Below are 23,416 nucleotides of genomic sequence, written 5' to 3'. Positions count from 1 at the left end.
CTCAGTTGCTCGCCAGCCGACCCCGGTTAGTTGCGGCTGACGTCGATCGGGTGGGTGGCTAGCATTGACAGCGGCAACGGCTGGCGCCGCAGCGCCCGCGCCCACAGGTCTACCCGCGGCCCGGCCAGTACATCAGATGGCAACGCCGACAACACGATCCAGTCGTCACGCTCGATCTCGCCTTCGAGCTGGCCGATGGTCCAGCCCGAGTAGCCGGCGAAGATCCGGACCCCTTCAAGCAGTGGGGCGATCGCGTCCGGGTCGGCCTCTAGATCGACCATCACGATGCGCCCGCTCACATGCCTCAGCCCGGGGACGCCCTGCGGATCGGCACCCACACGCAGTGCCCCCAGACACAGTGCGGCGTCACGTTTCACGGGACCGCCGACGAACATCGTCTTCGGCTTGGCCGCCAATTTGGCCCATTGCGGCAACACGTTGTAGACAGCGGTGTCGCTGGGCCGGTTGAGCACCACTCCCAAGGTGCCGCCGTCGTTGTGCTCGACGACGTAGATCACGCTGCGTCGGAACGTCGGCTCCAGCAAGTCGGTATTCGCCAGCAGCAAGGTCCCCGATCGCACTCGGTGCGCGGCAGGTGCGACATAGTCTTCGGGATCTTCGTGCTGCGCCACAACACCATCATGGCACCCGCGCGCAGTTGCGGTGGCGAACAACGGAGGCGCAGCCCGAGATTTGTACGCTGGTCGCAGGTTGCGGTCGCTCGTGGGCTGACCGCGGCGATCGCGGAAGTAGGTCTTGTGGTTGACGTCCGCGCGCCCGTCACGGTGTGGCGCTCAATGCGTCGGTTACCCGACTTCCGGCGACTGCTGGAGTTGCGGGTTGCCAGCCAGTTCGGTGACGGGCTGTTTCAGGCGACGCTGGCGGGGGCGCTGCTGTTCAACCCCGACCGGGCCACCAGTCCGTTGGCGATCGCGGGTGCCTTCGCGGTGCTGTTTTTGCCCTATTCGTTGCTCGGTCCGTTTGCCGGGGCGCTGATGGACCATTGGGATCGGCGGCTGGTGCTGGTCGGGGCCAACGTCGGTCGCCTGCTGTCGATCGCCGCGGTGGCTGCCTTCTTGGCCGTCGGGGCCAACGATTGGGTGGTGCTTTGTGGCGCGTTGATCGTCAACGGCTTCGGCCGCTTCGTCGCGTCCGGGTTATCGGCCGCCTTGCCGCACGTGGTGCCGCGCGAGCAAGTGGTCACCATGAATTCGATTGCCAACGCCAGCGGCGCGGTTGCTGCGTTTATCGGCGCCAACTTCATGTTGTTGCCGCGCTGGCTTGTCGGGCCCGGCGACAACGGCTCGGCGGCCATTATCTGCCTCGTCGCGATCCCGGTATCGATCGCCCTGTGGTTGTCGCTGCGGTTCGCTGCTCGCGCCTTGGGTCCTGATGACCGCAAACGCGGGGTTCACAGGTCGGTCGTCTACGCGGTGATCACCGGCTGGCTGCATGGTGCGCGCACGGTCGCGGACCGCCCGTCGGTGGCCGCCACCCTTTCGGGGCTGGTGGCACATCGGATGGTGTTCGGTATCAATACGCTGCTGGTGCTGGTGCTCGTCCGGCATGTCGGCGTGGTCGGTGGGTTAGGCACCGCGGTGATGTTCGTCGCCGCGACCGGGGCCGGGGCGTTTTTAGCCAATGCGTTGACCCCTTCTGCGGTGCGACGTTGGGGCCGCTACCGCACCGCCAACGCTGCGTTAGCCGCTGGCGCGGTGATCCAGATCGCCGGGGCGAGCCTGCAATTACCGATCATGGTGTTGTGCGGATTTTTGCTCGGGACCATCGGCCAGGTTGTGAAGCTGTGCGCTGACACCGCAATGCAGCTCGATGTTGACGACGGCTTGCGTGGTCACGTGTTCACCGTTCAGGATTCGTTATTTTGGGTCTCGTTCATCGTCGCGGTCACGTTGGCCGCGTTGGTGATTCGCCCCGACGGGCACTCGCCGGGGCTGGCGTTGGCCGGTACGGTGCTCTACCTTGTCGGGCTGCTCGTGCATGCCGCGGTCGCCCGGCGCGGGCAGCCGGTGAGCGGTCGCTAAGGTACATCCATGGCCGGTCCGGGCCCGATTGTGGACGACCTTCGCGCGGAGAGCGACGAGCTGGATGCGTTGGTAGCTCCCCTTGCCGACGAGCGCTGGGCCGAGCTGACGCCGGCGCCGGGCTGGACGATCGCCCATCAGATCGGGCACCTGCTGTGGACCGACGGTGTCGCGCTCACCGCGGTCACCGACGAGGCGCGATTTGTCGATGTGCTCGCGGCTGCCGCCGCCAATCCCACTGGCTTTGTCGACGAGGGTGCCGACGAGATGGCTAGCCGGTCGCCTGCGGAGCTGCTGGCCGACTGGCGGCTCACCCGCACCCGCCTGCATGAGGCGCTGTTGACGGTTCCCGACGGTCGCAAACTGCCCTGGTTCGGGCCGCCGATGAGTGCGGCGTCGATGGCCACCGCGCGGCTGATGGAGACCTGGGCGCATGGACTCGACGTGGCCGACGCTCTGGGCGTCAAACGGCCGGCCACCACACGGCTGCGCTCCATCGCGCATCTTGGTGTGCGCACCCGCGACTACTCCTTCGTGGTCAACGGGCTTACGCCGCCGGCCGAGCCGTTTCTGGTCGCGCTCCGCGCGCCGGACGGGAGCACCTGGTCGTGGGGACCCGCGGACGCGGCGCAGCGCGTCACCGGCTCCGCGGAAGACTTCTGCTTTCTGGTCACGCAGCGACGTCCCCTCGGCTCACTCGACATCACAGCACACGGCGCAGAGGCGCAGCGGTGGCTGGGAATTGCGCAAGCCTTCGCCGGCCCGCCGGGTAAGGATCGCGGGCGATGAGCGCGCGCAGCGCGCGAAGAGAGACAAGGCCCATCAGGCTCCGCCGATGAGCTCTCTGCCGGAAGGTGGCCACGAAACGCGTTTGGCGGCCACGCAACGTGCGCACTGGGAACAGACCTACACCAGCCATCCAGACCTTTACGGCACGCAGCCGTCCGAAGCGGCGAGGTAGGCGATTGAAGTGTTCGGCTCCACCGGTGTAGCCACACTGCTCGACCTTGGCGGCGGGCACGGCCGCGATGCGTTGTTCTTCGTGCGCAACGGAATTACAACTCATGTCATTGACTTCAGCGCGACAGCACTGCGACAGCTGACCGACACCGCCGAAACGCTCGGGCTAGGTGATCGAGTTGCGGTGACAAAACACGATGTTCGCTCTGCGCTACCAATAGCTACAGCATCCGTCGATGCGGTATTCGCACACATGCTGCTATGTATGGCTTTGTCTACCAATACGATTCGCGCTATCGTCGATGACGTCCGGCGCGTGTTGCGGCCCGGAGGCGTATTCGTCTACACCGTTCGGCACACCGGCGACGCACATTACCGCGCCGGCATCGCCCACGGCGACGACGTCTACGAGCACGGCGGCTTCGCCGTCCACTACTTCTCCAGGCAACTCGTCGACGAGTTGGCCGTGGGATGGGTACTCGCCGATGTGCGTGAGTTCTGTGAAGGCGAGCTCCCGCGACGCTTGTTCTGCGTTACCCAGATCAGTCCACATGACTGAAATGGGCGATCAGTCGTTTACAGGGCAGCGGCGGCGTCAGCGGCACCGTCGCCGTCGCTGTCGCTGAGCTTGACGTCCCACTGCCCGTCGCCGTCGCTGTCGACATAGGCCGTGTCATAACCGCCGCCGTCCGCGCCCAGCATCACCCGATCTGCCAGGCCGTTGCCGTCGACGTCTACCAGCCGGTCATCGACGCGGCCGTCGACGTCGAAGTCGACCAACGGGCCCCCACTGTGCTCCACGCCGTCGAGTCCGAACCAGCGCAGCTGCCCACCTCGGTCCACGGCAACCTGCCATGTCCCGGTTCCGTCATCGGTGAAGTAGCTCTCCGGCATGCCGTCGTTATCGAGATCCAGCACCGCATGGTCTGCCAGTCCGTCGCCGTCGAAATCGGCCAGCGCGTCGTCGCGGAGACCGTCGCCGTCGAAGTCGAGCCCCACCGAATCGAACTGGCCGTCGTGGTCGAGATCTAGGTCCGGCTGGCCGTCCCAGATTCTGGCCGCGCCGTCGTCACCGCCAATGCAGTACTCCATGCGATTAATGACGGCGCCTGGCCCTCAGCGGTTCCCGCGTGCCTTCCACCAGGACAGCAGCTCGGCCGTCGCTTCCTCTCGAGTCAACGGCCCGCGTTCTAGCCGCAGCTCTTTGAGGTAGCGCCACGCCTCACCCACCTGAGGGCCGGGCGGGATATCGAGGATCGACATGATCTCGTTGCCGTCCAAGTCGGGGCGTATCCCCGCGAGATTCTCGCGGGCGGCCAGTTCTGCGATCCGCGCCTCAAGCCGGTCGTAGTTGGCCTGCAGGCGCGCTGCCCGGCGTGCGTTGCGGGTGGTGCAGTCGGCGCGCACCAGCTTGTGCAGCCGCGGCAGCAGCGGACCCGCGTCGGTCACATAGCGGCGCACCGCCGAATCGGTCCACTTGCCCTCGCCGTAGCCGTGGAACCGCAGGTGAAGATACACCAGCTGCGAGATGTCCTCGATCATCTGTTTGGAGTACTTCAGTGCCCGCAGTCGTTTGCGGGCCATCTTGGCGCCGACCACCTCGTGGTGGTGAAAGCTCACCCGCCCGTCTGGTTCGTGCTTGCGGGTGGCGGGCTTACCGATGTCATGCAGCAGCGCGGCCCAGCGCAGCACTAGATCGGGGCCCTCGTCCTCGAGGTCAATCGCTTGCTGCAACACCCGCAGCGAATGCTGGTAGACGTCTTTGTGTTGATGGTGTTCGTCGATCGCCATCCGCATCGCGCCGACTTCGGGCAACACCACCTCACCCATCCCGGTTTGCACTAGCAAGTCGATACCGGCCACCGGGTCCTTGCCGAGCAGCAGCTTGTCCAATTCCGCAGCTACCCGTTCGGCGGTGATCCGGGCCAGTTGCGGCGCCATGTCTTCGATCGCCGAGCGCACCCGCGGCGCGACGGTGAAGCCCAGCTGCGAAACGAACCGTGCGGCGCGCAACATCCGCAACGGGTCGTCGGCGAACGACTCCTGCGGTGCCGCCGGTGTGTCCAGCACCTCGGCACGCAGCGCCGCCAGACCACCCAGCGGGTCGACGAATTCACCGGGGCCGCTTGGGGTGACGCGCACCGCCATCGCGTTGACGGTGAAATCGCGACGGGCCAGATCGTCCTCGAGACGGTCTCCGAAACGCACCTGCGGGTTGCGCGACACCCGGTCGTAGCGGTCGGCGCGAAACGTGGTGATCTCGAGGCGGTGATCACCTTTGCCGACGCCGACGGTGCCGAACTCGATCCCGGTGTCCCACAACGCATCAGCCCACCCCCGCACGACCGCCTGCGCCTGCTCGGGACGAGCGTCGGTGGTGAAGTCCAGGTCGGGGCTGAGTCGGCCAAGCACGGCGTCGCGCACCGACCCTCCAACCAGATACAGCTCGTGGCCTGCGTCGGTGAACAATGCCCCCAGCTCGCGCAAAAGCGCGGCGTGCCGGTTCAACGCCACCGCAGCTGCGGTCAGCAGGTCGGCGTCTTGGGCGGTGTCGGGCACGTTCGATGAGCGTAGTCCGGTGACGATGCCGGCCGTACGCGGCCGGAGGAGGAGCCGGACAATCGAGCACAGTCGTGCGACGACCCAGGCCGCTTGCGGCCGAGGAGGAGCGCGACCATCAGACCCAGTCGTGCGACGACGCAGGCCGCTTGCGGCCGAGGAGGAGCGCGACCATCAGACCCAGTCGTGCGACGACGCAGGCCGCGAAGTGGCGATCGCGCACCCGGCTACCGGCGAGTGGCCCGGGAACGCGCAACTGCGCCAGCTACTATCGCTTGGGTGTCGGACGACGAACAAGGCAAAGCTCGTCGACGCCGGGGCAGGCGTCGCGGTCGGCGCGCGGCCGGTTCGTCCGAACACCGCTCAGCCAATCAGGCGACCGGCGGCGCTACCGCGGCGTCAGATGCCGGTTCAGCGAAATCGTCGCGCTCCCGCGCGTTGCGTCGCGGACCCGAGCGGCTGCGCACGGTGCACGAAACCTCCGCCGGCGGATTGGTGATCGACGGGATCGACAAGCCGCGCGAAGAACAGGTCGCGGCCTTGATCGGTCGTATCGATCGGCGCGGGCGGATGCTGTGGTCGCTGCCCAAAGGGCACATTGAAGTCGGCGAAACGGCTGAGCAGACGGCTATGCGCGAGGTCGCCGAAGAGACCGGCGTCCGCGGCAGTGTGCTCGCCGCGCTGGGCAGCATCGACTACTGGTTCGTCACCGACGGGCGGCGGGTGCACAAGACGGTCCACCACTATTTGATGCGGTTCTCCGGCGGCGAGCTATCTGACGACGACGTCGAAGTCGCCGAGGTGGCGTGGGTGCCGATACGCGAACTGCCGTCGAAGCTGGCCTACGCCGACGAACGCCGCCTGGCCGAGGTGGCCGACGAACTGATCGACAAGCTGCAAACGGACGGTCCGGAGGCATTGCCGCCCCTGCCGCCGAGCTCGCCGCGACGGCGGCCCCAGACGCATTCGCACGCCCACCGGCGTCGGTCCGACGAACCCACACCGGGCCGGAAGAACGGTCGCGGTCCAGGGCCGTGACCCGCCGGCGACGATGCAGAGCGTAGCGATGAGGAGGAGCGGCGCTTTGACCCAGCCGCGGCTTTCGCGGGCGGCTGCCTCGTGCCTCGCCGTAGTGGCCGGCATACTCGCCCTGCTCATCGTGCCCACCGCCGCGCCGCGCGCCGCCGCGGGCGAACCCGGCACGACCGCGTTCGTCCAAATTCGCGTCGACCAGGTGACCCCCGACGTCATCACCACCACCAGCGACCCGGTCGTCACCGTCAAGGGAATCGTCACCAACGTCGGCGACCGCCCGGTTCGCGACGTGATGGTCCGCCTCGAGCACGCTCCGGCGGTCACCTCCTCGGCGGCCTTGCGCACTAGCCTCGACGGCGGCACCGACCAATACCAGCCGGCCGCCGATTTCCTTACGGTCGCAACGGAATTGCAGCGCGGACAGAAGAGCGGGTTCACCCTGGCGGCTCCGCTGCGGTCGTTGACCAAGCCCTCGCTGGCCATCGATCAGCCCGGCGTCTACCCACTGCTGATCAACGTCAACGGCACCCCCGACTATGGCGCGCCGGCCCGGCTGGACAACGCCCGATTCCTGCTGCCGGTTGTGGGGGTACCACCCGAGCCGACCAAGACCTCCACCGACTCACTGAGCTCCGTAGTTGCGCCCGATACGTCGAAGCCCGTACAGATCACCATGCTCTGGCCGCTGGCCGACCGTCCCCGCCTGGCTCCGGGGGTGCCCGGCGGCACCTTCCCGGTGCGGCTGATGGACGACGAGCTCGCGACCTCGCTGGCCACTGGCGGGCGCCTCGACGTTCTGCTGTCCTCGGTCGAGTTCGCCACCAGCCGCGATGTCGACCCCGACGGTGCGGTCGGGCGCTCGCTGTGTTTGGCCGTAGACCCGGACCTGCTTGTCACCGTCAACGCGATGACCGCCGGTTACGTCGTCTCCAACTCCGCCGACAGCAGCGCACAACAGCCCGGGACGCCTATCCATCCCGGCACCGGCCAGGCCGCCGCCGTGAGCTGGCTCAACCGGCTGCGTGCACTGGCGCACCGGATGTGTGTGGCCCCGACTCCATATGCCCACGCCGATCTCGACGCCGTGCAGCGCGTCGCCGATCCGGGAGTGAGCGCTGCCGCGACCAGTAAGGCCGCTGACATCGTCGACCAGATACTCGGCGTGAGCTCCGTTCGGGGCGCCACCTTGATGTCGGACGGCCCGCTGACCCGCCGCACCGCCGATCTGCTCGACAGCAGCGGCAACGCGGTGGCGGTCGCGGCCGCCGACCTCTCCGAGCAGGACGCCGGTGCCGTTGTGAACGTTGAGCCACGGCGAGTGGCCCCGCACGTCGTCATCACGCCGTTCGACCCGGCCGTCGGCGCGGCGTTGGCCGCCGCAGGCACCGACCCCATCGCGCCGACCTACCTGGGCAGCGCACTGGCAGTACGGTTGCGCCACGACTCCGACACTGCGCGCCGCCAGGACGCACTGGCGTCGATGCTGTGGCGAAGCCTGCAACCCGCCGCGGCGCCCCGCGTCCAGATCCTGATGCCACCGGCGGCCTGGAACCTCGCTGCCAACGACGCCCAAGCCGTTCTCAGCACGCTCGCCACCTCGATCCGTTCGGGTCTGGCGGTTCCCCGGCCATTGCCGGCGGTGATCGCCGACGCCCAGGGTGTCGCCGCGACGCCGGTGCCGATCAACAGCGACACCGGGGCCCACGGCCGGTTCGACGACCAGGTCACCACTGAGATCGCCGGCGAGGTGGCGCGGGTGTGGGGCTTGACCGCGGCGCTGACCACCGACGCCCGAACCGGGTTGACCGGCCCCGCCTACACCGCCCCGCTTCGCGAAGACATGCTGCGCGCGGTGAGCCAGATCGAGCGCCCCGACACCCGTAACGGGCTGGCCCACCAGCGGCTGGACATTCTCGGCCACGCGATCGACGACCTGTTCGGCGCGGTGACGATCGTCAACCCGGGCGGCTCGTACACCCTGGCTACCGAACACAGTCCGCTGCCCTTGGCGTTGCACAACGGCTTGGGTGTCCCGATCCGGGTTCGCCTGCAGGTCGACGCCCCACCGGGGATGTCGGTGACCGACATCGGCGAGATCGAGCTGCCGCCCGGCTACCTACCGGTGCGGGTGCCCATCGAAGTGAACTTCACCCAGCGCGTCGCCGTCGACGTGTCGCTGCGCACGCCGGACGGGCTGGCGCTAGGCGAGCCGGTGCGGTTGTCGGTGCACTCCAACGCGTACGGCAAGGTGCTGTTCGCGATCACGCTGACGGCCGCCGCCGTTCTCGTGGCGCTGGCGGGACGGCGGTTATGGCACCGTTTCCGTGGCCAGCCGGACCCCGCCGACCTCGACCGCCCGGACCCCGATGATGCGCGGTACGCCGACGACGATGCGGCGGAGCGCGTGGACGAAGAGCACAGGGTATGAATTTCGCCGGTCAGCGCGTGCCGCCACCGGCCCAGCCACCGCCAAGGCGGCCCGTCCCGCCAGGCGTGGTGCGGCCCCCCTCCGGGGTGGCACCCCAGGGGCGCCAGGAGCTTTCCGATGCCGCGCTGGTGTCGCGGTCCTGGGGAATGGCATTCGCCACGTTGATCAGCCGGCTCACCGGCTTCGCGCGGATCGTGCTGTTGGCCGCGATTCTCGGCGCGGCACTGTCCAGCGCCTTCTCGGTCGCGAATCAGCTGCCCAACCTGGTGGCCGCTTTGGTGCTGGAAGCAACCTTCACCGCGATCTTCGTGCCGGTGCTGGCCCGCGCCGAGCAGGACGACCCCGACCGCGGCGCAGCGTTCGTGCGTCGGCTGGTCACCCTCGCCACCACCCTGCTGCTGGTGACCACCGCACTGTCGGTGGCCGCCGCCCCGCTGCTGGTGCGACTGATGCTGGGACACGACCCGCGCGTCAACGAACCGTTGACCACAGCGTTTGCCTATCTGCTGCTGCCGCAGGTCATCTTCTACGGCTTGTCGTCGGTGTTCATGGCAATCCTGAACACCCGCAACGTCTTCGGGCCGCCGGCCTGGGCGCCCGTCGTCAACAACGTCGTCGCGATCGCCACCCTCGGTGTCTACCTCGCGGTACCCGGCCAGCTGTCGGTCGACCCGGTCCGCATGGGTAACGCCAAGCTGTTGGTGCTGGGCATCGGCACCACGTTGGGGGTGTTCGCCCAGACTGCGGTGCTGCTGGTGTCGATCCGGCGCCAGCGCATCAGCCTGCGCCCGCTGTGGGGCATCGACGACCGGCTCAAACGCTTCGGCGCGATGGCCGCCGCGATGGTGCTCTACGTGCTGATCAGCCAGCTGGGTCTGGTGATCGGCAACCAGATCGCCAGCACGGCCGCAGCCTCCGGTCCGGCGATCTACAACTACACCTGGCTGGTGCTGATGCTGCCGTTCGGGATGATCGGCGTCACCGTACTGACCGTGGTGATGCCACGGCTGAGCCGCAACGCCGCCGCCGACGACATTCCGGCGGTGCTCGCCGACCTGTCGCTGGCGACCCGGCTGACGATGATCACCCTGATCCCGACGGTGGCGTTCATGACGGTGGCCGGTCCCGCGATCGGTAGCGCGCTGTTCGCCTACGGTCGTTTCGGCAATGTCGACGCGACCCATCTCGGTGCGGCGATCGCGCTGTCGGCGTTCACCTTGATCCCCTACGCCCTGGTGCTGTTGCAGCTGCGGGTGTTCTACGCGCGCGAGCAGCCCTGGACACCGATCGTGATCATCGTGGTGATCACCACCGTCAAGGTCATCGCGTCGCTGTTGGCGCCGCACATGACCGACAACCGGGAGTTGGTGGCCGGCTACTTGGGGTTGGCCAACGGGCTCGGGTTTCTGGCTGGTGCGATCGTCGGCTACTACCTACTGCGCCGGGCGCTGCGGCCGCTCGGGGGTCACCTTGTCGGCGTCGACGAGGTGCGGACCATTCTGGTGACGGTCGCGGCGTCGTTGCTGGCCGGCCTCATCGCTCACGTCGCGGATTGGCTCCTGGGCCTTGGTGCGCTGACCACGCAGGGCGGTGGCGCCGGCTCGCTGCTGCGGCTATTGGCTTTGGCGGTGCTCATGCTGCCGATCATTGCCGCGGTCATGGTCCGCGCCCGGGTGCCCGAGGCACAGGCGGCGCTGGATGCCGTGCTGCGCCGCATCGGCCGCGGGCATGTGCCCGCCAGGGCCGCCGGCCCGCTCTCCGATCACCCGCGTCACCACAGTCCGGTCACGTACGCTGATCCAAGGAATTCGTTCACGCCGGGGGGGTTTCCGGTCCAGGAACTGATCCGGCGGGGGCCTCCCGAACACATAGCTGGAGAGGGCAGACGGAAAGGACCAGAGGTGACCGACCGTCCAGCCGAGCGCGCCTCGTCCGGTTCGGCGCCTGATGTCGAGCCGGTGCGGCGACCCGGATCCGATGGGCCCGGTCCTCGCCCGCCCGCCTCGCCGCCGGGGCCCGATCGGTCGGCTCCTCACCGGCCAGCATCGTCCCCGGTGGCCGACGACTTCCAACCCGATATTCCGGCTGACTACAACGTCGACGCGGGGTCCGCGCCGAAAGCTGCACATCGATCCAACGGTGACATCGCCCGCGATGCATCCCGCAATACGCCGCAGGAGCCGCTTGCGTTCGACGCCCCACGGGAACCGACCCCCGAACCGTCGTCGCGGCAAGATGACGTCCACCTGGTACCGGGCGCCCGGATCGCCGACGGTCGCTACCGTCTGCTGGTCTTCCATGGCGGAGCGCCTCCGCTGCAGTTCTGGCAGGCGCTGGACACGGCGTTGAATCGGCAGGTCGCACTGACCTTCGTCGACCCCGACGGCGCGTTGCCGGAAAATCAGTTACAAGAAATCCTTTCCCGCACAATGCGTCTCAGCCGGATCGACAGGCCCGGCATCGCCAGAGTCCTCGACGTCATCCGCACCGGCAATGGCGGTTTGGTCGTCGCGGAGTGGGTCCGCGGCGGCTCCCTGCAGGAAGTCGCCGACACCTCTCCGTCATCGGTCGGCGCCGCTCGCGCGATGCAGTCGCTGGCTGCGGCCGCTGAGGCCGCTCACCACGCCGGCGTCGCGCTGTCCATCGACCACCCCAGCCGGGTCCGAGTCAGCATTTCCGGTGACGTGGTGCTGGCATTTCCAGCAACCATGCCCGACGCCACCCCCGAAGACGACATCCGCGGAATCGGCGCTGCGCTGTATGCCTTGCTGGTCAACCGGTGGCCGCTGCCGGAATCCGGGGTGCGCAGCGGTCTGGCCCCCGCCGACCGGGACTCACTTGGTCGGCCCGTCGACCCCAGCGCCATCGACCCCGATATTCCGTTCCAGATCTCCGCGGCCGCTGTCCATGCCGTTCAAGAGAACGGTGGGATACGCAGCGCGTCAACGCTTTTGAACCTACTTCAGCAGGCGACGGCGGTGGCCGACCGCACCGACCTACTGAGTCCGATCAAGGAACCGGTGCCGTCGCGCGGCGTTTCCAGCCCTCTGGGCCCATCGCTGTCCGGCTCCGACGAAGCCGCCGCCCGGCACCGTCGCATTGTGATGGCCAGCATCGGCGCCGGCGTCGCGGTCATTGCGGTGGTGCTTTTGCTGCTGGCGTCCGTGCTGGGCCGGATGTTCGGCGACCTCGGCGGTGGCCTCGACAAAGACCGGCTGGGGTTGAATGCGCCGTCGTCGAGCGGCACTGCGGCAGGCGCTCCGGCTGCCGCGGGCAGCACGGTCAAACCGGTGAAGGCCACCGTCTTCTCCCCAGGGGGTGACCCGGACTCCCCCGGCCAGGCCGGCTTGGCGATCGACGGTAACCCGGCTACAGCCTGGACCACCGACACCTACACCGACGCCGTCCCGTTCCCGAGCTTCAAGAGCGGTGTGGGGTTGATGCTGCAGCTGCCGACACCCACGGTGGTTGGCAACGTCACCATCGACACCGCCAGCACCGGCACCAAGGTTCAGATTCGTTCGTCGCCGAGCCCGACACCAGCGAAGCTGGATGACACTGCGGTGCTGACGCCGCCGACGGCGTTGCAACCCGGTCACAACAGCATCCCGGTCAAGGCGGCGTCGCCGACGTCCAACCTGCTGGTATGGATCTCGACGTTGGGAAGCACCGGCGGTAAAAACCGTGCCGAAATCTCCGAGATCACCGTGCAGGCCGCGTCGTAGGTTCTGCCCGTCACGCAGCCCTGTTCGGGGTGAAGTGCTGCGCACCCGGCGATTGGTTACTGTCCGGCCGTGGGTTTGGGAGGGCAGGTTCGGCAGCAACGCAGCGACGCCGAACTGCTGGCCGCTCATGTTGCCGGCGACCGCCATGCGTTCGCAGAGCTGTTCGGTCGTCATCACCGCCAGCTGCACCGACTTGCCCGGTTGACCAGCCGCACTCAGGAGGATGCCGAGGACGCGCTGCAGGACGCGATGCTTTCGGCGCATCGCGGTGCGGGTTCCTTCCGGCACGACGCCGCAGTCAGCAGCTGGCTGTACCGCATCGTGGTCAATGCCTGCCTGGATCGGCTGCGCCGCAGCAAGGCTCATCCAACGGCTCCACTCGACGACGTCCATCCGGTGCCGGACCGGACGGCCCAGGTGGAAACGGCGATCGCGGTTCAGCGGGCGCTGATGCGACTGCCGGTCGAACAGCGGGCTGCAGTGGTGGCGGTCGACATGCAGGGGTACTCCATCGCCGACACCGCCCGCATGCTCGGTGTCGCCGAAGGGACTGTGAAAAGCCGATGTGCCCGCGCGCGGGCCCGCCTGGCCGCGCTGCTCGGTTACCTCGCGACCGACCTCGCCGCCGAGCCCGCGTCCGATTCCGTTCGCCGCCTGGCGCGCTAGCGCCCACGTCGCCTGCCCGGCTCGTTGTCCCGCGGCTGATGTCTCGTCTTCCGGCGTGTGCATAGCGGCCAGCCTGTGCATAACGGACACTGGGGCGGATGGCTGACGCTGACAACGATCCCGCGCAGGACGGCGACGAGGCCGCCGATCCGCCTCTGACAGTGGAGCAACTCGCCGATCTGCAAGCCGGTCTGCTCGACGACGACGAGGCGGCGCGAGTGCGAAACCAAATCCGGGCCGATCCGGCCGCTCAAGAGGCGCTTCGCGCCCTCAACCACGTCCGCCGCGATCTCGCCACGCTAGGCGCCGACTCACAATCGGCGCCCGACACTCCCCCGCCTGTCGTCGCCCGCATCACGGCGGCGCTGCGGTCCGCGACTGACCCGGCGCGCCCGCCCGGCGCCGCCCATGCCCTGCGACCACACAGCCGTCCGACTCGGAAAGTAGCCGCCGCAGCCGGCGTCTCCGCAGCCTTCGCCGCGATCGGTGTTGGCACCGTGGCCCTGCTGCACAGTCCCCCGCCCACACCCAGCGCGCCGAGCACCGCCGAGCACATCACGGTGTCGCGCCCACCGGCAACCATTCCGCTGTCGGCTCCCGAAATCCTCGGACTGCTCCAGAGCCGCCCTGACTACGGCCCGCTCAGCGACCCAAGCCGGCGCGCGTCATGCCTCACCGGACTGGGCTATTCAGCCTCCACCGAAGTTCTGGGCGCGCGCCCCGTCGAGGTAAGCGGCCGGGCCGCCGTGTTGCTGGTCCTCCCCGGGAACACCCCCGACCGGCTGACCGCCTTAGCAGTGGCAGCCAACTGCAGCGCAGCCGACACCGGCCTATTGGCCGACACCACCCTTGCCCGCCCATAGCGTTATGCGGAACAGCACCGCCTACGCTGGCGTTGCAAAACCTGAAGTTGCTTTGCCGAAGCCGGCTTCTTAAGCGAAAGGCCTGTATGACCGCCCCCACCACTGTGCACGACGTGATCATCATCGGATCCGGCCCCGCCGGCTACACCGCAGCCATCTATGCCGCGCGGGCGCAACTGGCACCGCTGGTGTTCGAGGGCACCTCGTTCGGCGGCGCGCTGATGACCACCACCGATGTGGAGAACTACCCGGGCTTCCGCAGCGGTATCACCGGCCCGGAATTGATGGACGAAATGCGCGAGCAGGCGCAGCGGTTCGGCGCCGACCTGCGGATGGAAGACGTCGAGTCGGTCTCGCTGGACGGCCCGATCAAGTCCGTCGTGACCGCCGAGGGCCAGACCTACCACGCCCGAGCCGTAATCCTGGCGATGGGCGCAGCCGCCCGCTACCTGCACGTGCCCGGCGAGCAGGAACTGCTGGGCCGTGGCGTGAGTTCGTGCGCGACGTGCGACGGGTTCTTCTTCCGCGACCAGGACATCGCGGTGATCGGCGGCGGTGACTCGGCGATGGAAGAGGCGACGTTTCTGACCCGCTTTGCCCGCAGCGTGACGATCGTGCACCGCCGCGACGAGTTCCGGGCATCCAAGATCATGCTCAACCGCGCCCGCAGCAATGACAAAATCCGGTTCGTCACCAACCACGTCGTGGTCGCCGTCGAGGGCGACGGCACGGTCACCGGGCTGCGACTACGCAACACGATCACCAGCGAAGAGTCGCAGCTCTCCGTCACCGGCGTATTCGTCGCGATCGGCCACGACCCGCGCTCAGAGCTGGTCCGCGATGCCGTCGACGTCGACCAGGACGGCTACGTGCTGGTGAGGCAGCCGACCACGAGCACCTCCGTCGACGGTGTGTTTGCCGCCGGCGACTTGGTGGACCGCAGCTACCGGCAGGCCGTTACTGCCGCTGGCACCGGATGCGCCGCGGCGATTGACGCCGAGCGTTGGCTAGCCGAGCATGCAGGATCCGGCGGGGACACCGAAACCGAGGCCGGCACCGACACCGATCTGATTGGAGTACCGCGATGACTGAGAACACCAGCGCCCCAGTCGAAGTCTCCGACGCTACGTTCGCGACGGAAGTGTTGTCGAGGAAAACACCTGTGCTCGTTGACTTTTGGGCGACCTGGTGTGGGCCCTGCCGAATGGTGGCGCCGGTGCTCGAAGAAATCGCCGCCGAGAAGGCCGGACAGCTCACGGTCGCCAAACTCGACGTCGACGCCAACCCGCAGACCGCGCGCGATTTTCAGGTGGTCTCGATCCCGACGCTGATCCTGTTCAAGGACGGTCAGCCCGTCAAACGGATCGTCGGCGCCAAGGGAAAGGCCGCGCTGCTGCGCGAGCTTTCCGACGTGGTTCCCAGCCCCCAGTAACACCTGTTCGGTCGGCTGGATCTCGCGGTGATTGGCCTGGCGTTTTCCTAAATTCGAGAAGCGTCTGCGACAATACCGCCTAGCCTGTCAAGCATCGGCAGCTCCATTCGGGCTGGCTCACCGGAGGGTCCTGGCATGTCGAATCCGCATCGTGGCGTCGGGGACGAGCTACGCTGCGGCGACCGCAGCGCAGCCGTTACCGAGATCCGCGCCACGCTGGCATCACTGGGATATCTGGAAGGCCCGGAGGCAGACCTCACCACCGGAAGGCAAGTGGCGCTCGACGTATTCGACGCTGAGCTCGACCAGGCGGTGCGGGCCTTTCAGCAACAACGCGGGCTGCTGGTGGACGGGATCGTCGGCGAAGCGACGTATCGTGCGTTGAAGGAGGCGTCCTACCGGCTCGGCGCCCGCACGCTATTTCATCAGTTCGGCGCGCCGATGTACGGCGACGACGTCGCCACCCTGCAGGCACGGCTGCAAGATCTCGGTTTTTACACCGGCCTGGTCGACGGATACTTCGGGCTGCAGACGCACAATGCGCTGATGTCTTATCAACGCGAGTACGGCCTGTACGCCGACGGAATCTGCGGCCCAGAAACGTTGCGCTCCTTGGATTTTCTCGCTTCGCGGGTCACCGGCGGTTCTCCGCACGCCATTCGTGAAGAGGAGCTCGTCCGTCGGTCCGGCCCGAAACTGTCTGGCAAGCGGATCATTATCGATCCCGGCCGCGGCGGCGCCGACCACGGACTGATCACCCAAGGCCCAGCAGGACCCATCAGCGAAGCAGACATACTGTGGGACTTGGCAAGTCGCCTCGAGGGCCGGATGACTGCCATCGGCATGGAGACGTTCTTGTCCCGGCCGCCCAACCACAGTCCGACGGATGCGGAGCGTGCGGCCACCGCCAACGCCGTCGGCGCCGATCTGATGATCAGCCTGCGCTGTGCGAGCTTGGCCAGCCCGTCGGCCAACGGGGTGGCGTCCTTCCACTTCGGCAATTCGCACGGGTCGGTCTCGACCATCGGCCGTATGCTCGCTGACTTCATCCAGCGAGAAGTGGTGGCGCGCACCGGTTTACGCGATTGCCGCATTCACGGCAGAACGTGGGATCTGTTGCGGCTCACTAGGATGCCGACCGTACAGGTCGACATCGGTTACATCACCAACCCTCATGACCGAGCCAAGCTGGTTACCCCGCACGCCAGAGACGCCATTGCCGAAGGCATTCTTGCCGCGGTCAAGCGGCTTTACCTGCTCGGCAAAAACGACCGGCCGACCGGAACCTTCACCTTTGCCGAGTTACTGGCCCACGAGCTTGCGGTGGAGCAGGCGAGCCGCGTCACCGGCTCGTAGCCGACGACCCCGCCCCCACCGGTTGCTGCAGCTGTGCATTCTCAAGCAGCCGCTCCAACGCCGCTTCCACCTCGGCCTTCCACCCCAAGCCTTTGTCGAGCTCTAGGCGTAGCCGCGGAAAGTACCGATGCGGCGCCACCACGACGAACCCGGCGGTCTGCAGGAAATCTGCGTCGATCACGCAGTGGTCCACCGAACAGTCGCCGACCGCCGCCAGCACTGGCCGGATCTCCGGCTCAGCGGTGCGCCGATCCTGCAACTCGCTGACCGCCTCGGTGCGGCCGAATGCCTCCAACGCCCGAACGCCGCGGCGCACCAACTCGTCGACTACCCGAGCGATGAGGCTGTGCCGCAGGTCCTCGGCAGCCTGCGGCTCCAGCCCCATCGATGTCAGCAGCACCGCGTCGGCCGATACCGGAGCAGTAGGAAAGTGCTGGGCCCGCGGCACCACCCGCGGCGGTGCATAGAGTACGTACCCCAGACAAGGTGGCTCACTGTTTCCGGACTCGGCCGGCTCAGCCGTCGCCACCTGGCCGCACGAGCCCCATTCCAGCATCACCATCGACAGCCAAGCTTCCTTCTCGAACTCAGGGTCGGGCAGGTGGTCGTCGGCGTGCAGCGCCGCGGGGTCCAGTTCCCAGTAGACGCAGCGCCGCGCATGCTTGGGTAGCTGCTCGAACGCTTCGAGTCGCAGCGGTGTGATTCGGGCAGACACTAGACTTCCAGGCCTTCGCGCGGTGCTGGCGCTGACGACCCTACTCGGGCCGCCGGCACGCGCATGGCTATCGCTGATGATCGCGGCCCTCGTCGGAGCCCGAGCAGGTGTCGCCGTGCGGCCGGGACTCCTGCGGGTCGGGCTGTCCGGCCCGCGCCGTCGCAGGGGTGCGCCACGTGCCTCGCTCCTTTGTCACGCCGGCCTCCGCTGGCAGGAATTCGCCCAGCGCGGCGCAAACCGTCCGCAGCCGGATGTACGCCTACAACCCTTCCAGGATAGGAGAGTCGGTCGGTACCCGGCCAGTGCAACTGCTCGATGACTCCGGCGCGAGATCTAAGCCGAAAAATACTGCGCTGCAGCGTAATCGGGTGGCGATACAGGGCCAGAACCGCCCCGCGTCACAGTGACGGAACTACGCCATGTCGTTGGTCATGCCTGGGCCGCGTCCATCAGCCCCACGATGCGCTGCAAGTCGTCCACGGAGCCGAACTCAACGACGATCTTGCCCTTACGTTTGCCGAGGCTGACCGTGACCCGGGTATCCAGGGCGCCGGAGAGCCGCTCAGCGACGTCTTGCAGACCCGGCATCTGGATCGGCTTGCGCCTCGGCTGGGCCGGCGCAGGTCCGTCGCCGCGGTTGGCCAGTGTCACCGCTTCCTCGGTCGCCCGCACCGATAAGCCCTCGGCGACAATTCTGGCTGCCAGCTCCTCTTGAGCCTCCGGACCGCCCTCCAGTGCCAGCAGCGCGCGGGCATGTCCCGCGGAAAGCACACCGGCGGCCACTCGCCGCTGAACAGCGATCGGTAGTCGCAGCAGGCGGATCATGTTAGTGATGAGCGGGCGGGAGCGGCCAATGCGCGCTGCCAGCTCGTCGTGGGTAACACCGAACTCGTCGAGCAGCTGCTGGTACGCCGCTGCCTCTTCCAACGGATTCAGCTGGACGCGATGGATGTTCTCGAGGAGGGCGTCGCGCAGCATGTTGTCGTCGCCGGTCTCCCGGACGATCGCGGGGATCGCAGTCATTCCCGCTTGCTGGGCGGCGCGCCAACGCCGCTCCCCCATCACGATCTGGTACCGCGTGCCGTTCTGGGGACCGTCCAACGCCCGCACCACGATCGGCTGCATCAGCCCGAATTCCCGGATCGAGTGCACGAGTTCCGCGAGCGCCTCTTCGTCGAACGATTGGCGCGGCTGGCGGGGGTTCGGCTCGATGAGTGCGGGGTCGATCTCGCGGTAGACCGCGCCGACCGCGTTGCCGTTCACCGGGGCGTTGCCGCCGAGCACCACGTCGGCGGCCGCATCGCCCATACGCGGTCCCAGGCTGGTGTCGGCGCTTCCGTCGGGCGGGCTGGTGGGGATCAGGGAGGCCAGGCCGCGGCCGAGTCCGCCTCGTTTGCGTGATGGCTGATTCATGCTCGTCCCTCCCCTGCTGGTGGCTGATCGCGCTGAGCGAGTTCACGGCTGGCATCCAGATAACTCATCGCACCGCGCGAACCGGGATCGTAATCGATGATCGTCATGCTGTAGCCGGGCGCCTCCGACACCTTGACGCTGCGCGGGATCACCGTGCGCAGCACTTTGCCGCCGAAGTACCGGCGCACCTCGTCGGCGACCTGATCGGCCAGCTTGGTCCGGCCGTCATACATCGTCAGGATCACGGTCGTCACCTCAAGCCGCGGATTCAGGTGGGCCTTGACCATCTCGATGTTGTTCATCAACTGCGACACGCCTTCGAGGGCGTAGTACTCGCACTGAATGGGGATCAACACCTCGGGAGCGGCGACCAACGCGTTGATGGTCAGCAGGCCCAGCGACGGCGGGCAGTCGATGAAGACGTAGTCGAAGTCGGAGTTGTCCAGATCGGCCAGCGCGGTGCGGAGCCGATTCTCCCGCGCCACCATGCTCACCAACTCGATCTCGGCGCCGGCCAAGTCGATCGTTGCCGGCACGCAGAACAATCGCTCGCTGTGCGGGCTGCGGCGCAGTGCCTCATGCAACGGGATGTCACCCAGGAGCACTTCATATGACGACGGCGTGCCCGAGTGCCGGTCGGTGATGCCCAGCGCTGTGCTGGCGTTGCCTTGTGGGTCCAGGTCGATGACGAGCGTTTTGAGTCCCTGGATCGCCAGTGCGGCCGCCAGGTTCACCGCGGTCGTGGTCTTGCCTACGCCGCCCTTCTGGTTAGCGATGGTGAATAGGCGACGCTGGGCGGGTCGTGGCAGTCGACCGTGGGTGGTGTGCAGAATTTGCATCGCCCGCTCGGCGGCGGCCCCGATCGGAGTGTCGTACTCACCGGATGTTTCACGTGAAACATCCGGGGTCTGCTGCGGTGGGTGTGGCGCCGATGATGCCGGCCCGTACGGCGCGCTCACGCCGACCGCCTTCTCGGCGTGCGTGAGGGACGTCGACGCACTGGCGCCCGACGTGCTACCACCACGGTTGCGGGCGGATTCAAGTAGTTCGCGCCACATGTCACTACCCTTACATCGGTTGCGCCTAAGGACGCCATCACACGCCGGTGCCGGTCGACTTCCTCGCGCGCACTCTCCCCTTTGATCGCCACTACCCGACCGCCCGGTCGCAACAGCGGCACGGTCCACCGAGTTAGCTTGTCCAGCGGAGCGACCGCCCGTGACACTGCAGCGTCCATCCGTCCGGCGAGCCGGTCCAGTACCGGTTGCTCCTCGGCCCGTCCACGGATGACCTCAACGGGCAAGCCGAGTTCGGACACCACCGACTCCAGGAACTGGCTTCGGCGCAGCATCGATTCGACAAGCACCACGTGTAGGTCTGTCCGCGCGATCGCCAGCGGAATACCGGGCAGGCCTGCCCCGCTCCCCACGTCGACGACCCGGTCTCCTGCGTCGACTAGTTCAGCGATCGCCGCGCTGTTGAGGATGTGGCGATCCCACACTCGCTCCGCCTCGTGCGGCCCGAGCAAGCCGCGCTCGACGGCGGCGCCCGCCAGAAGGTCGGCGTACCGCTCGGCTACCGCGAGGCGGGGCCCGAAGATATCCGCCGCGGCCGCAGGAGTCGCGGTTGCAGGGGTCGCCGCTACACCGTCATGTTTCACGTGAAACATCCTCCGGCCCTCCGCCACAGGTGCGCCCGCCTAACTACACGGGTGTAACTTTCTTGAGCTAGTCGAGCAGCACAACGACCCGGCGCAGCGGCTCCGCACCCTCGCTTTCGCTGCGCACCCCGGGAACCGCGGCAACGGCATCGTGCACGATCTTGCGCTCGAACGGCGTCATCGGGCTGAGCTCTTCGCGCTCGCCCGTCTCCAACACGCGCCGCGCGACCTTGTCGCCCAGCGCGGCCAGCTCTTCCCGTCGCCGGCGTCGCCAACTTGCGATATCGAGCATCAGCCGACTGCGCACTCCGGTCTTCTGGTGAACCGCCAGCCTGGTCAACTCCTGCAGCGCGTCGAGCACTTCTCCGTGGCGGCCGACCAACTTGTTGAGGTCGTCGCCGCCGTCGATGCTGACCACCGCGCGGCTGCCTTCGACGTCGAGATCGATGTCGCCGTCGAAGTCGAGCAGGTCCAACAGCTCTTCCAAGTAGTCGCCGGCGATCTCGCCTTCGGCGACCAGGCGTTCCTCCAGATCGTCGAAGTCGTCGCTCTCTGGTGTCTCTGCCGTCGGTTCTTGCTCTTCTGCCTCGCGGTCAGTGGTGTCGGCATCAGCCATGCCTGTACTCTCCTCGTCCCGTCATGCCCGGGTTGCTCTCGTCACCGGCTCAGTCTCATCGGCTAGCGCCCACAGGCTTCGTCGGTGTGATCGCCTACTCGGTCACCGTTTACGTCTCTTCGGTTTGGCACCAGGGCGCGGCGCTCGGCTACCCGAACTTCCGCTCCGCCCAATCTGATTCGGCTTCGCCGCCTTCGCGCTGGCCGGCTTTCCGTCGCCGCCTTCAGTGGTCGCTTCCACGCTGGACGATCCGGTCTCAGGTTCGGAAACCGGCCCGGGCGACCCATTACCGGTAGGCGGTGCCGCTTTCGCCCCCCGCTTCGGCTTGGCGCCGGGAGCCGGCGCATTGGCTGCGCGCCGCTGTAGGGCCTCTTGCTTTTTGGCCTCTTCTTCTTTCTCGATCATCCCGAACACATAGTGCTGCTGACCGAAGGTCCAGATGTTATTCGCAAACCAGTACAAGATGATCGCCAACGGCAGAAACGGGCCGCCGACCACCACGCCGAGCGGAAAGACATACAGCGCAAGCTTGTTCATCATCGCGGTCTGCGGGTTGGCGGCGGCCTCCGGGCTTTGCCGCGCGATCGACGCTCGGCTGTTGAAGTACGTCGCGACCCCGGCGAGGATCATCACCGGCACCCCCACCGCGATCACCGCGGGCCGGCTGAATTCGGTGAACGCATCCAACCCCGTCCGCTGTGTCATAAACGCGCCGATCGGGGCACCGAACAAGTTGGCGTCCAGGAAGTGCCCCACATCGGTGGGGCTGAACACATAGTTCCCCGTGGCGCGGTTCTGCGCGACGGACATCGGCGCACCGAACCCGAACCCGCCCGTGGCGGTGCGGTTGAACGACCGCAAGACGTGGTACAGGCCCAGAAACACCGGGATCTGGGCGAGCATCGGCAGGCAACCCAGAATCGGGTTGAAGCCGTGTTCGCGCTGCAACTTCTGCATTTCCAGCGCCATGCGCTGACGGTCTTTTGCGTACTTTTTCTGCAGCGCCTTGATCTGCGGCTGCAGTTCCTGCATCTGGCGGGTGGTCTGGATCTGCCGCACGAACGGCTTGTACAGCAACGCCCGTAGCGTGAACACCAAAAACATCACCGACAGTGCCCAGGCGAAGAAGTTCGACGGCCCCAGCACAAAAGCGAATGCCTTGTACCAAAGCCACATGATGGCCGACACCGGGTAGTAGATGATGTCGAGGCTGAAGAAATCAAACAACGGACGTACTCTCCCCACGCTTCGCTCGGGTGCCCCCGACGTTGCCGGAGCAGACAGCCTGCCCGGTGTGCCGCTCAGGAATCGGATCCCAACCGCCTTGATGCCACGGACCGCATTTGGCGAGTCGGGTCAGCGCCAGCCAGCATCCGCGAACGAGCCCGTGCTCGGTTAAGGCGTCGACGGCGTACTGGCTGCACGTCGGAATGAATCGGCACGTCGCCGGCCGCAACGGCGACACCATGTGCCGATAAAGCTGGATGAGAAAAATCAGGCCGCGCGCGACCGTCATACCGGCACGGCCCGCCGCGACGCTGAACCTGTTTCGTCGTGCCCTCACCGTGCCCGCCCCATCAGCTCACGGACGCGGCACAGGCCGGTCCGCAATTCATTTTCCAGCCTGGCTGACGGCAGCTCACGGCTACCCGGAAGCGCCCGTATCACTACCCGATCGCGGGGATCCAACTCGGCCAACATACCTCGCGCGACATGACGCAATCGGCGCGCAACGCGATGTCTTTCCACGGCGGAGCCCACCGACTTGGCGACGATCAGCCCGACCCGTGGACCCGATGCGTCATCGCTGGCATTGCTGTCCCGGCGGGCGTGGATAACGATGTCCGGTTGCACGGCGCGTACCCCGTGCTTAACCGTCGCATCGAATTCCATTGACCGTTTCATCCGGTTCCGCGCGGGAAGCACCGCTTCAAAGCCCGCTATCG

The 23,416-nt window shown here is 67.2% G+C and carries 22 protein-coding genes and 1 pseudogene; 11 read left to right on the top strand and 12 right to left on the bottom strand.

The window, feature by feature from the left end; all coding sequences use genetic code 11:
• Nucleotides 1-26: 26 nt before the first annotated feature.
• Nucleotides 27-632 carry a YqgE/AlgH family protein gene (locus tag G6N15_RS08590; RefSeq protein WP_083088080.1) on the bottom strand — a complete coding sequence of 202 codons (606 nt, stop codon included), beginning with the start codon at nucleotides 630-632 and terminating at the stop codon, nucleotides 27-29.
• 165 nt (nucleotides 633-797) lie between these two features.
• On the opposite strand from G6N15_RS08590, the gene G6N15_RS08585 reads away from it, so the two are divergent.
• From G6N15_RS08585 to G6N15_RS08575, 3 genes are all read left to right on the top strand, one after another.
• Nucleotides 798-2,042 (top strand): MFS transporter, encoded by a 1,245-nt coding sequence (locus tag G6N15_RS08585; RefSeq protein ID WP_179961819.1) that lies wholly within the window; start codon nucleotides 798-800, stop codon nucleotides 2,040-2,042.
• A gap of 9 nt (nucleotides 2,043-2,051) precedes the next feature.
• Nucleotides 2,052-2,831 carry a TIGR03084 family metal-binding protein gene (locus G6N15_RS08580; RefSeq protein ID WP_083088078.1) on the top strand — a complete coding sequence of 260 codons (780 nt, stop codon included), beginning with the start codon at nucleotides 2,052-2,054 and terminating at the stop codon, nucleotides 2,829-2,831.
• Nucleotides 2,832-3,012: 181 nt separating this feature from the next.
• Nucleotides 3,013-3,561, top strand: a complete 549-nt coding sequence (locus tag G6N15_RS08575) for a class I SAM-dependent methyltransferase (protein WP_264019089.1) — start codon at nucleotides 3,013-3,015, stop codon at nucleotides 3,559-3,561.
• A gap of 17 nt (nucleotides 3,562-3,578) precedes the next feature.
• Here the strand turns inward: G6N15_RS08575 and G6N15_RS08570 are convergent, their stop codons facing one another.
• Both G6N15_RS08570 and G6N15_RS08565 read right to left on the bottom strand, forming a co-directional pair.
• On the bottom strand, nucleotides 3,579-4,094 hold the full coding sequence (locus G6N15_RS08570) for a pullulanase (protein WP_083088075.1): 516 nt from the start codon (nucleotides 4,092-4,094) through the stop codon (nucleotides 3,579-3,581).
• 24 nt (nucleotides 4,095-4,118) lie between these two features.
• The gene (locus G6N15_RS08565) at nucleotides 4,119-5,561 is read right to left on the bottom strand and encodes a CCA tRNA nucleotidyltransferase (protein WP_083088073.1); all 1,443 of its coding nucleotides are present in this window, start codon (nucleotides 5,559-5,561) and stop codon (nucleotides 4,119-4,121) included.
• A gap of 279 nt (nucleotides 5,562-5,840) precedes the next feature.
• On the opposite strand from G6N15_RS08565, the gene G6N15_RS08560 reads away from it, so the two are divergent.
• From G6N15_RS08560 to G6N15_RS08525, 8 genes and pseudogenes are all read left to right on the top strand, one after another.
• Nucleotides 5,841-6,599: an NUDIX hydrolase gene (locus G6N15_RS08560; protein WP_083088071.1), complete on the top strand. Its 759-nt coding sequence runs from the start codon at nucleotides 5,841-5,843 to the stop codon at nucleotides 6,597-6,599.
• Nucleotides 6,600-6,645: 46 nt separating this feature from the next.
• A complete protein-coding gene (locus G6N15_RS08555; RefSeq protein WP_232070378.1) occupies nucleotides 6,646-9,024 on the top strand; it encodes a hypothetical protein in 2,379 nt (792 codons plus the stop codon).
• Between the two features lie 68 nt (nucleotides 9,025-9,092).
• The gene (gene murJ, locus G6N15_RS08550; protein WP_408632417.1) at nucleotides 9,093-12,749 is read left to right on the top strand and encodes a murein biosynthesis integral membrane protein MurJ; all 3,657 of its coding nucleotides are present in this window, start codon (nucleotides 9,093-9,095) and stop codon (nucleotides 12,747-12,749) included.
• A gap of 69 nt (nucleotides 12,750-12,818) precedes the next feature.
• Complete coding sequence (sigM, locus tag G6N15_RS08545; RefSeq protein ID WP_083088064.1) at nucleotides 12,819-13,415, top strand: RNA polymerase sigma factor SigM; 597 nt, start codon at nucleotides 12,819-12,821, stop codon at nucleotides 13,413-13,415.
• Between the two features lie 98 nt (nucleotides 13,416-13,513).
• Nucleotides 13,514-14,278: a hypothetical protein gene (locus G6N15_RS08540; protein ID WP_083088062.1), complete on the top strand. Its 765-nt coding sequence runs from the start codon at nucleotides 13,514-13,516 to the stop codon at nucleotides 14,276-14,278.
• An 82-nt stretch (nucleotides 14,279-14,360) separates the two neighbouring features.
• Nucleotides 14,361-15,366, top strand: a pseudogene (gene trxB, locus G6N15_RS08535) (thioredoxin-disulfide reductase).
• Nucleotides 15,363-15,710 (top strand): thioredoxin, encoded by a 348-nt coding sequence (gene trxA, locus G6N15_RS08530; protein WP_083088057.1) that lies wholly within the window; start codon nucleotides 15,363-15,365, stop codon nucleotides 15,708-15,710. Before trxB ends, trxA begins: the two are co-directional and overlap by 4 nt.
• 135 nt (nucleotides 15,711-15,845) lie before the next feature.
• Complete coding sequence (locus G6N15_RS08525; RefSeq protein WP_083088053.1) at nucleotides 15,846-17,066, top strand: N-acetylmuramoyl-L-alanine amidase; 1,221 nt, start codon at nucleotides 15,846-15,848, stop codon at nucleotides 17,064-17,066.
• Here G6N15_RS08525 and G6N15_RS08520 read toward each other — a convergent pair.
• The 9 genes from G6N15_RS08520 to rnpA all read right to left on the bottom strand — a co-directional run bounded on the left by G6N15_RS08520 (nucleotide 17,053) and on the right by rnpA (nucleotide 23,396).
• A complete protein-coding gene (locus G6N15_RS08520; protein ID WP_083088052.1) occupies nucleotides 17,053-17,781 on the bottom strand; it encodes an acetyltransferase in 729 nt (242 codons plus the stop codon). The genes G6N15_RS08525 and G6N15_RS08520 overlap by 14 nt on opposite strands.
• Nucleotides 17,782-17,848: 67 nt before the next feature.
• Complete coding sequence (locus tag G6N15_RS23510; protein ID WP_264019083.1) at nucleotides 17,849-17,977, bottom strand: hypothetical protein; 129 nt, start codon at nucleotides 17,975-17,977, stop codon at nucleotides 17,849-17,851.
• 233 nt (nucleotides 17,978-18,210) lie between these two features.
• Complete coding sequence (locus G6N15_RS08515) at nucleotides 18,211-19,194, bottom strand: ParB/RepB/Spo0J family partition protein (protein WP_083088051.1); 984 nt, start codon at nucleotides 19,192-19,194, stop codon at nucleotides 18,211-18,213.
• Nucleotides 19,191-20,153, bottom strand: coding sequence for a ParA family protein (locus G6N15_RS08510; protein WP_372506514.1), 963 nt, complete (start codon nucleotides 20,151-20,153; stop codon nucleotides 19,191-19,193). The genes G6N15_RS08515 and G6N15_RS08510 overlap by 4 nt, the downstream gene beginning before the upstream one ends.
• Entirely contained in the window at nucleotides 20,150-20,863 is a 714-nt protein-coding gene (gene rsmG / locus G6N15_RS08505; RefSeq protein WP_083088049.1) for a 16S rRNA (guanine(527)-N(7))-methyltransferase RsmG, read from the bottom strand. Before rsmG ends, G6N15_RS08510 begins: the two co-directional genes overlap by 4 nt.
• Nucleotides 20,864-20,921: 58 nt before the next feature.
• Nucleotides 20,922-21,470, bottom strand: coding sequence for a Jag family protein (locus G6N15_RS08500; RefSeq protein ID WP_083088048.1), 549 nt, complete (start codon nucleotides 21,468-21,470; stop codon nucleotides 20,922-20,924).
• 102 nt (nucleotides 21,471-21,572) lie between these two features.
• On the bottom strand, nucleotides 21,573-22,646 hold the full coding sequence (gene yidC / locus G6N15_RS08495) for a membrane protein insertase YidC (RefSeq protein WP_232070440.1): 1,074 nt from the start codon (nucleotides 22,644-22,646) through the stop codon (nucleotides 21,573-21,575).
• Nucleotides 22,647-22,689: 43 nt separating this feature from the next.
• On the bottom strand, nucleotides 22,690-22,986 hold the full coding sequence (gene yidD / locus G6N15_RS08490; RefSeq protein ID WP_083088045.1) for a membrane protein insertion efficiency factor YidD: 297 nt from the start codon (nucleotides 22,984-22,986) through the stop codon (nucleotides 22,690-22,692).
• A gap of 44 nt (nucleotides 22,987-23,030) precedes the next feature.
• The gene (rnpA, locus tag G6N15_RS08485) at nucleotides 23,031-23,396 is read right to left on the bottom strand and encodes a ribonuclease P protein component (RefSeq protein WP_083088043.1); all 366 of its coding nucleotides are present in this window, start codon (nucleotides 23,394-23,396) and stop codon (nucleotides 23,031-23,033) included.
• Nucleotides 23,397-23,416: the final 20 nt, after the last annotated feature.

Source organism: Mycobacterium noviomagense, assembly GCF_010731635.1.
GTDB classification, from domain to species: Bacteria; Actinomycetota; Actinomycetes; order Mycobacteriales; family Mycobacteriaceae; genus Mycobacterium; species Mycobacterium noviomagense.
The sequence above is the reverse complement of the archived record's forward strand: the minus strand, read 5'-3'. Positions and strand labels throughout refer to the sequence as shown.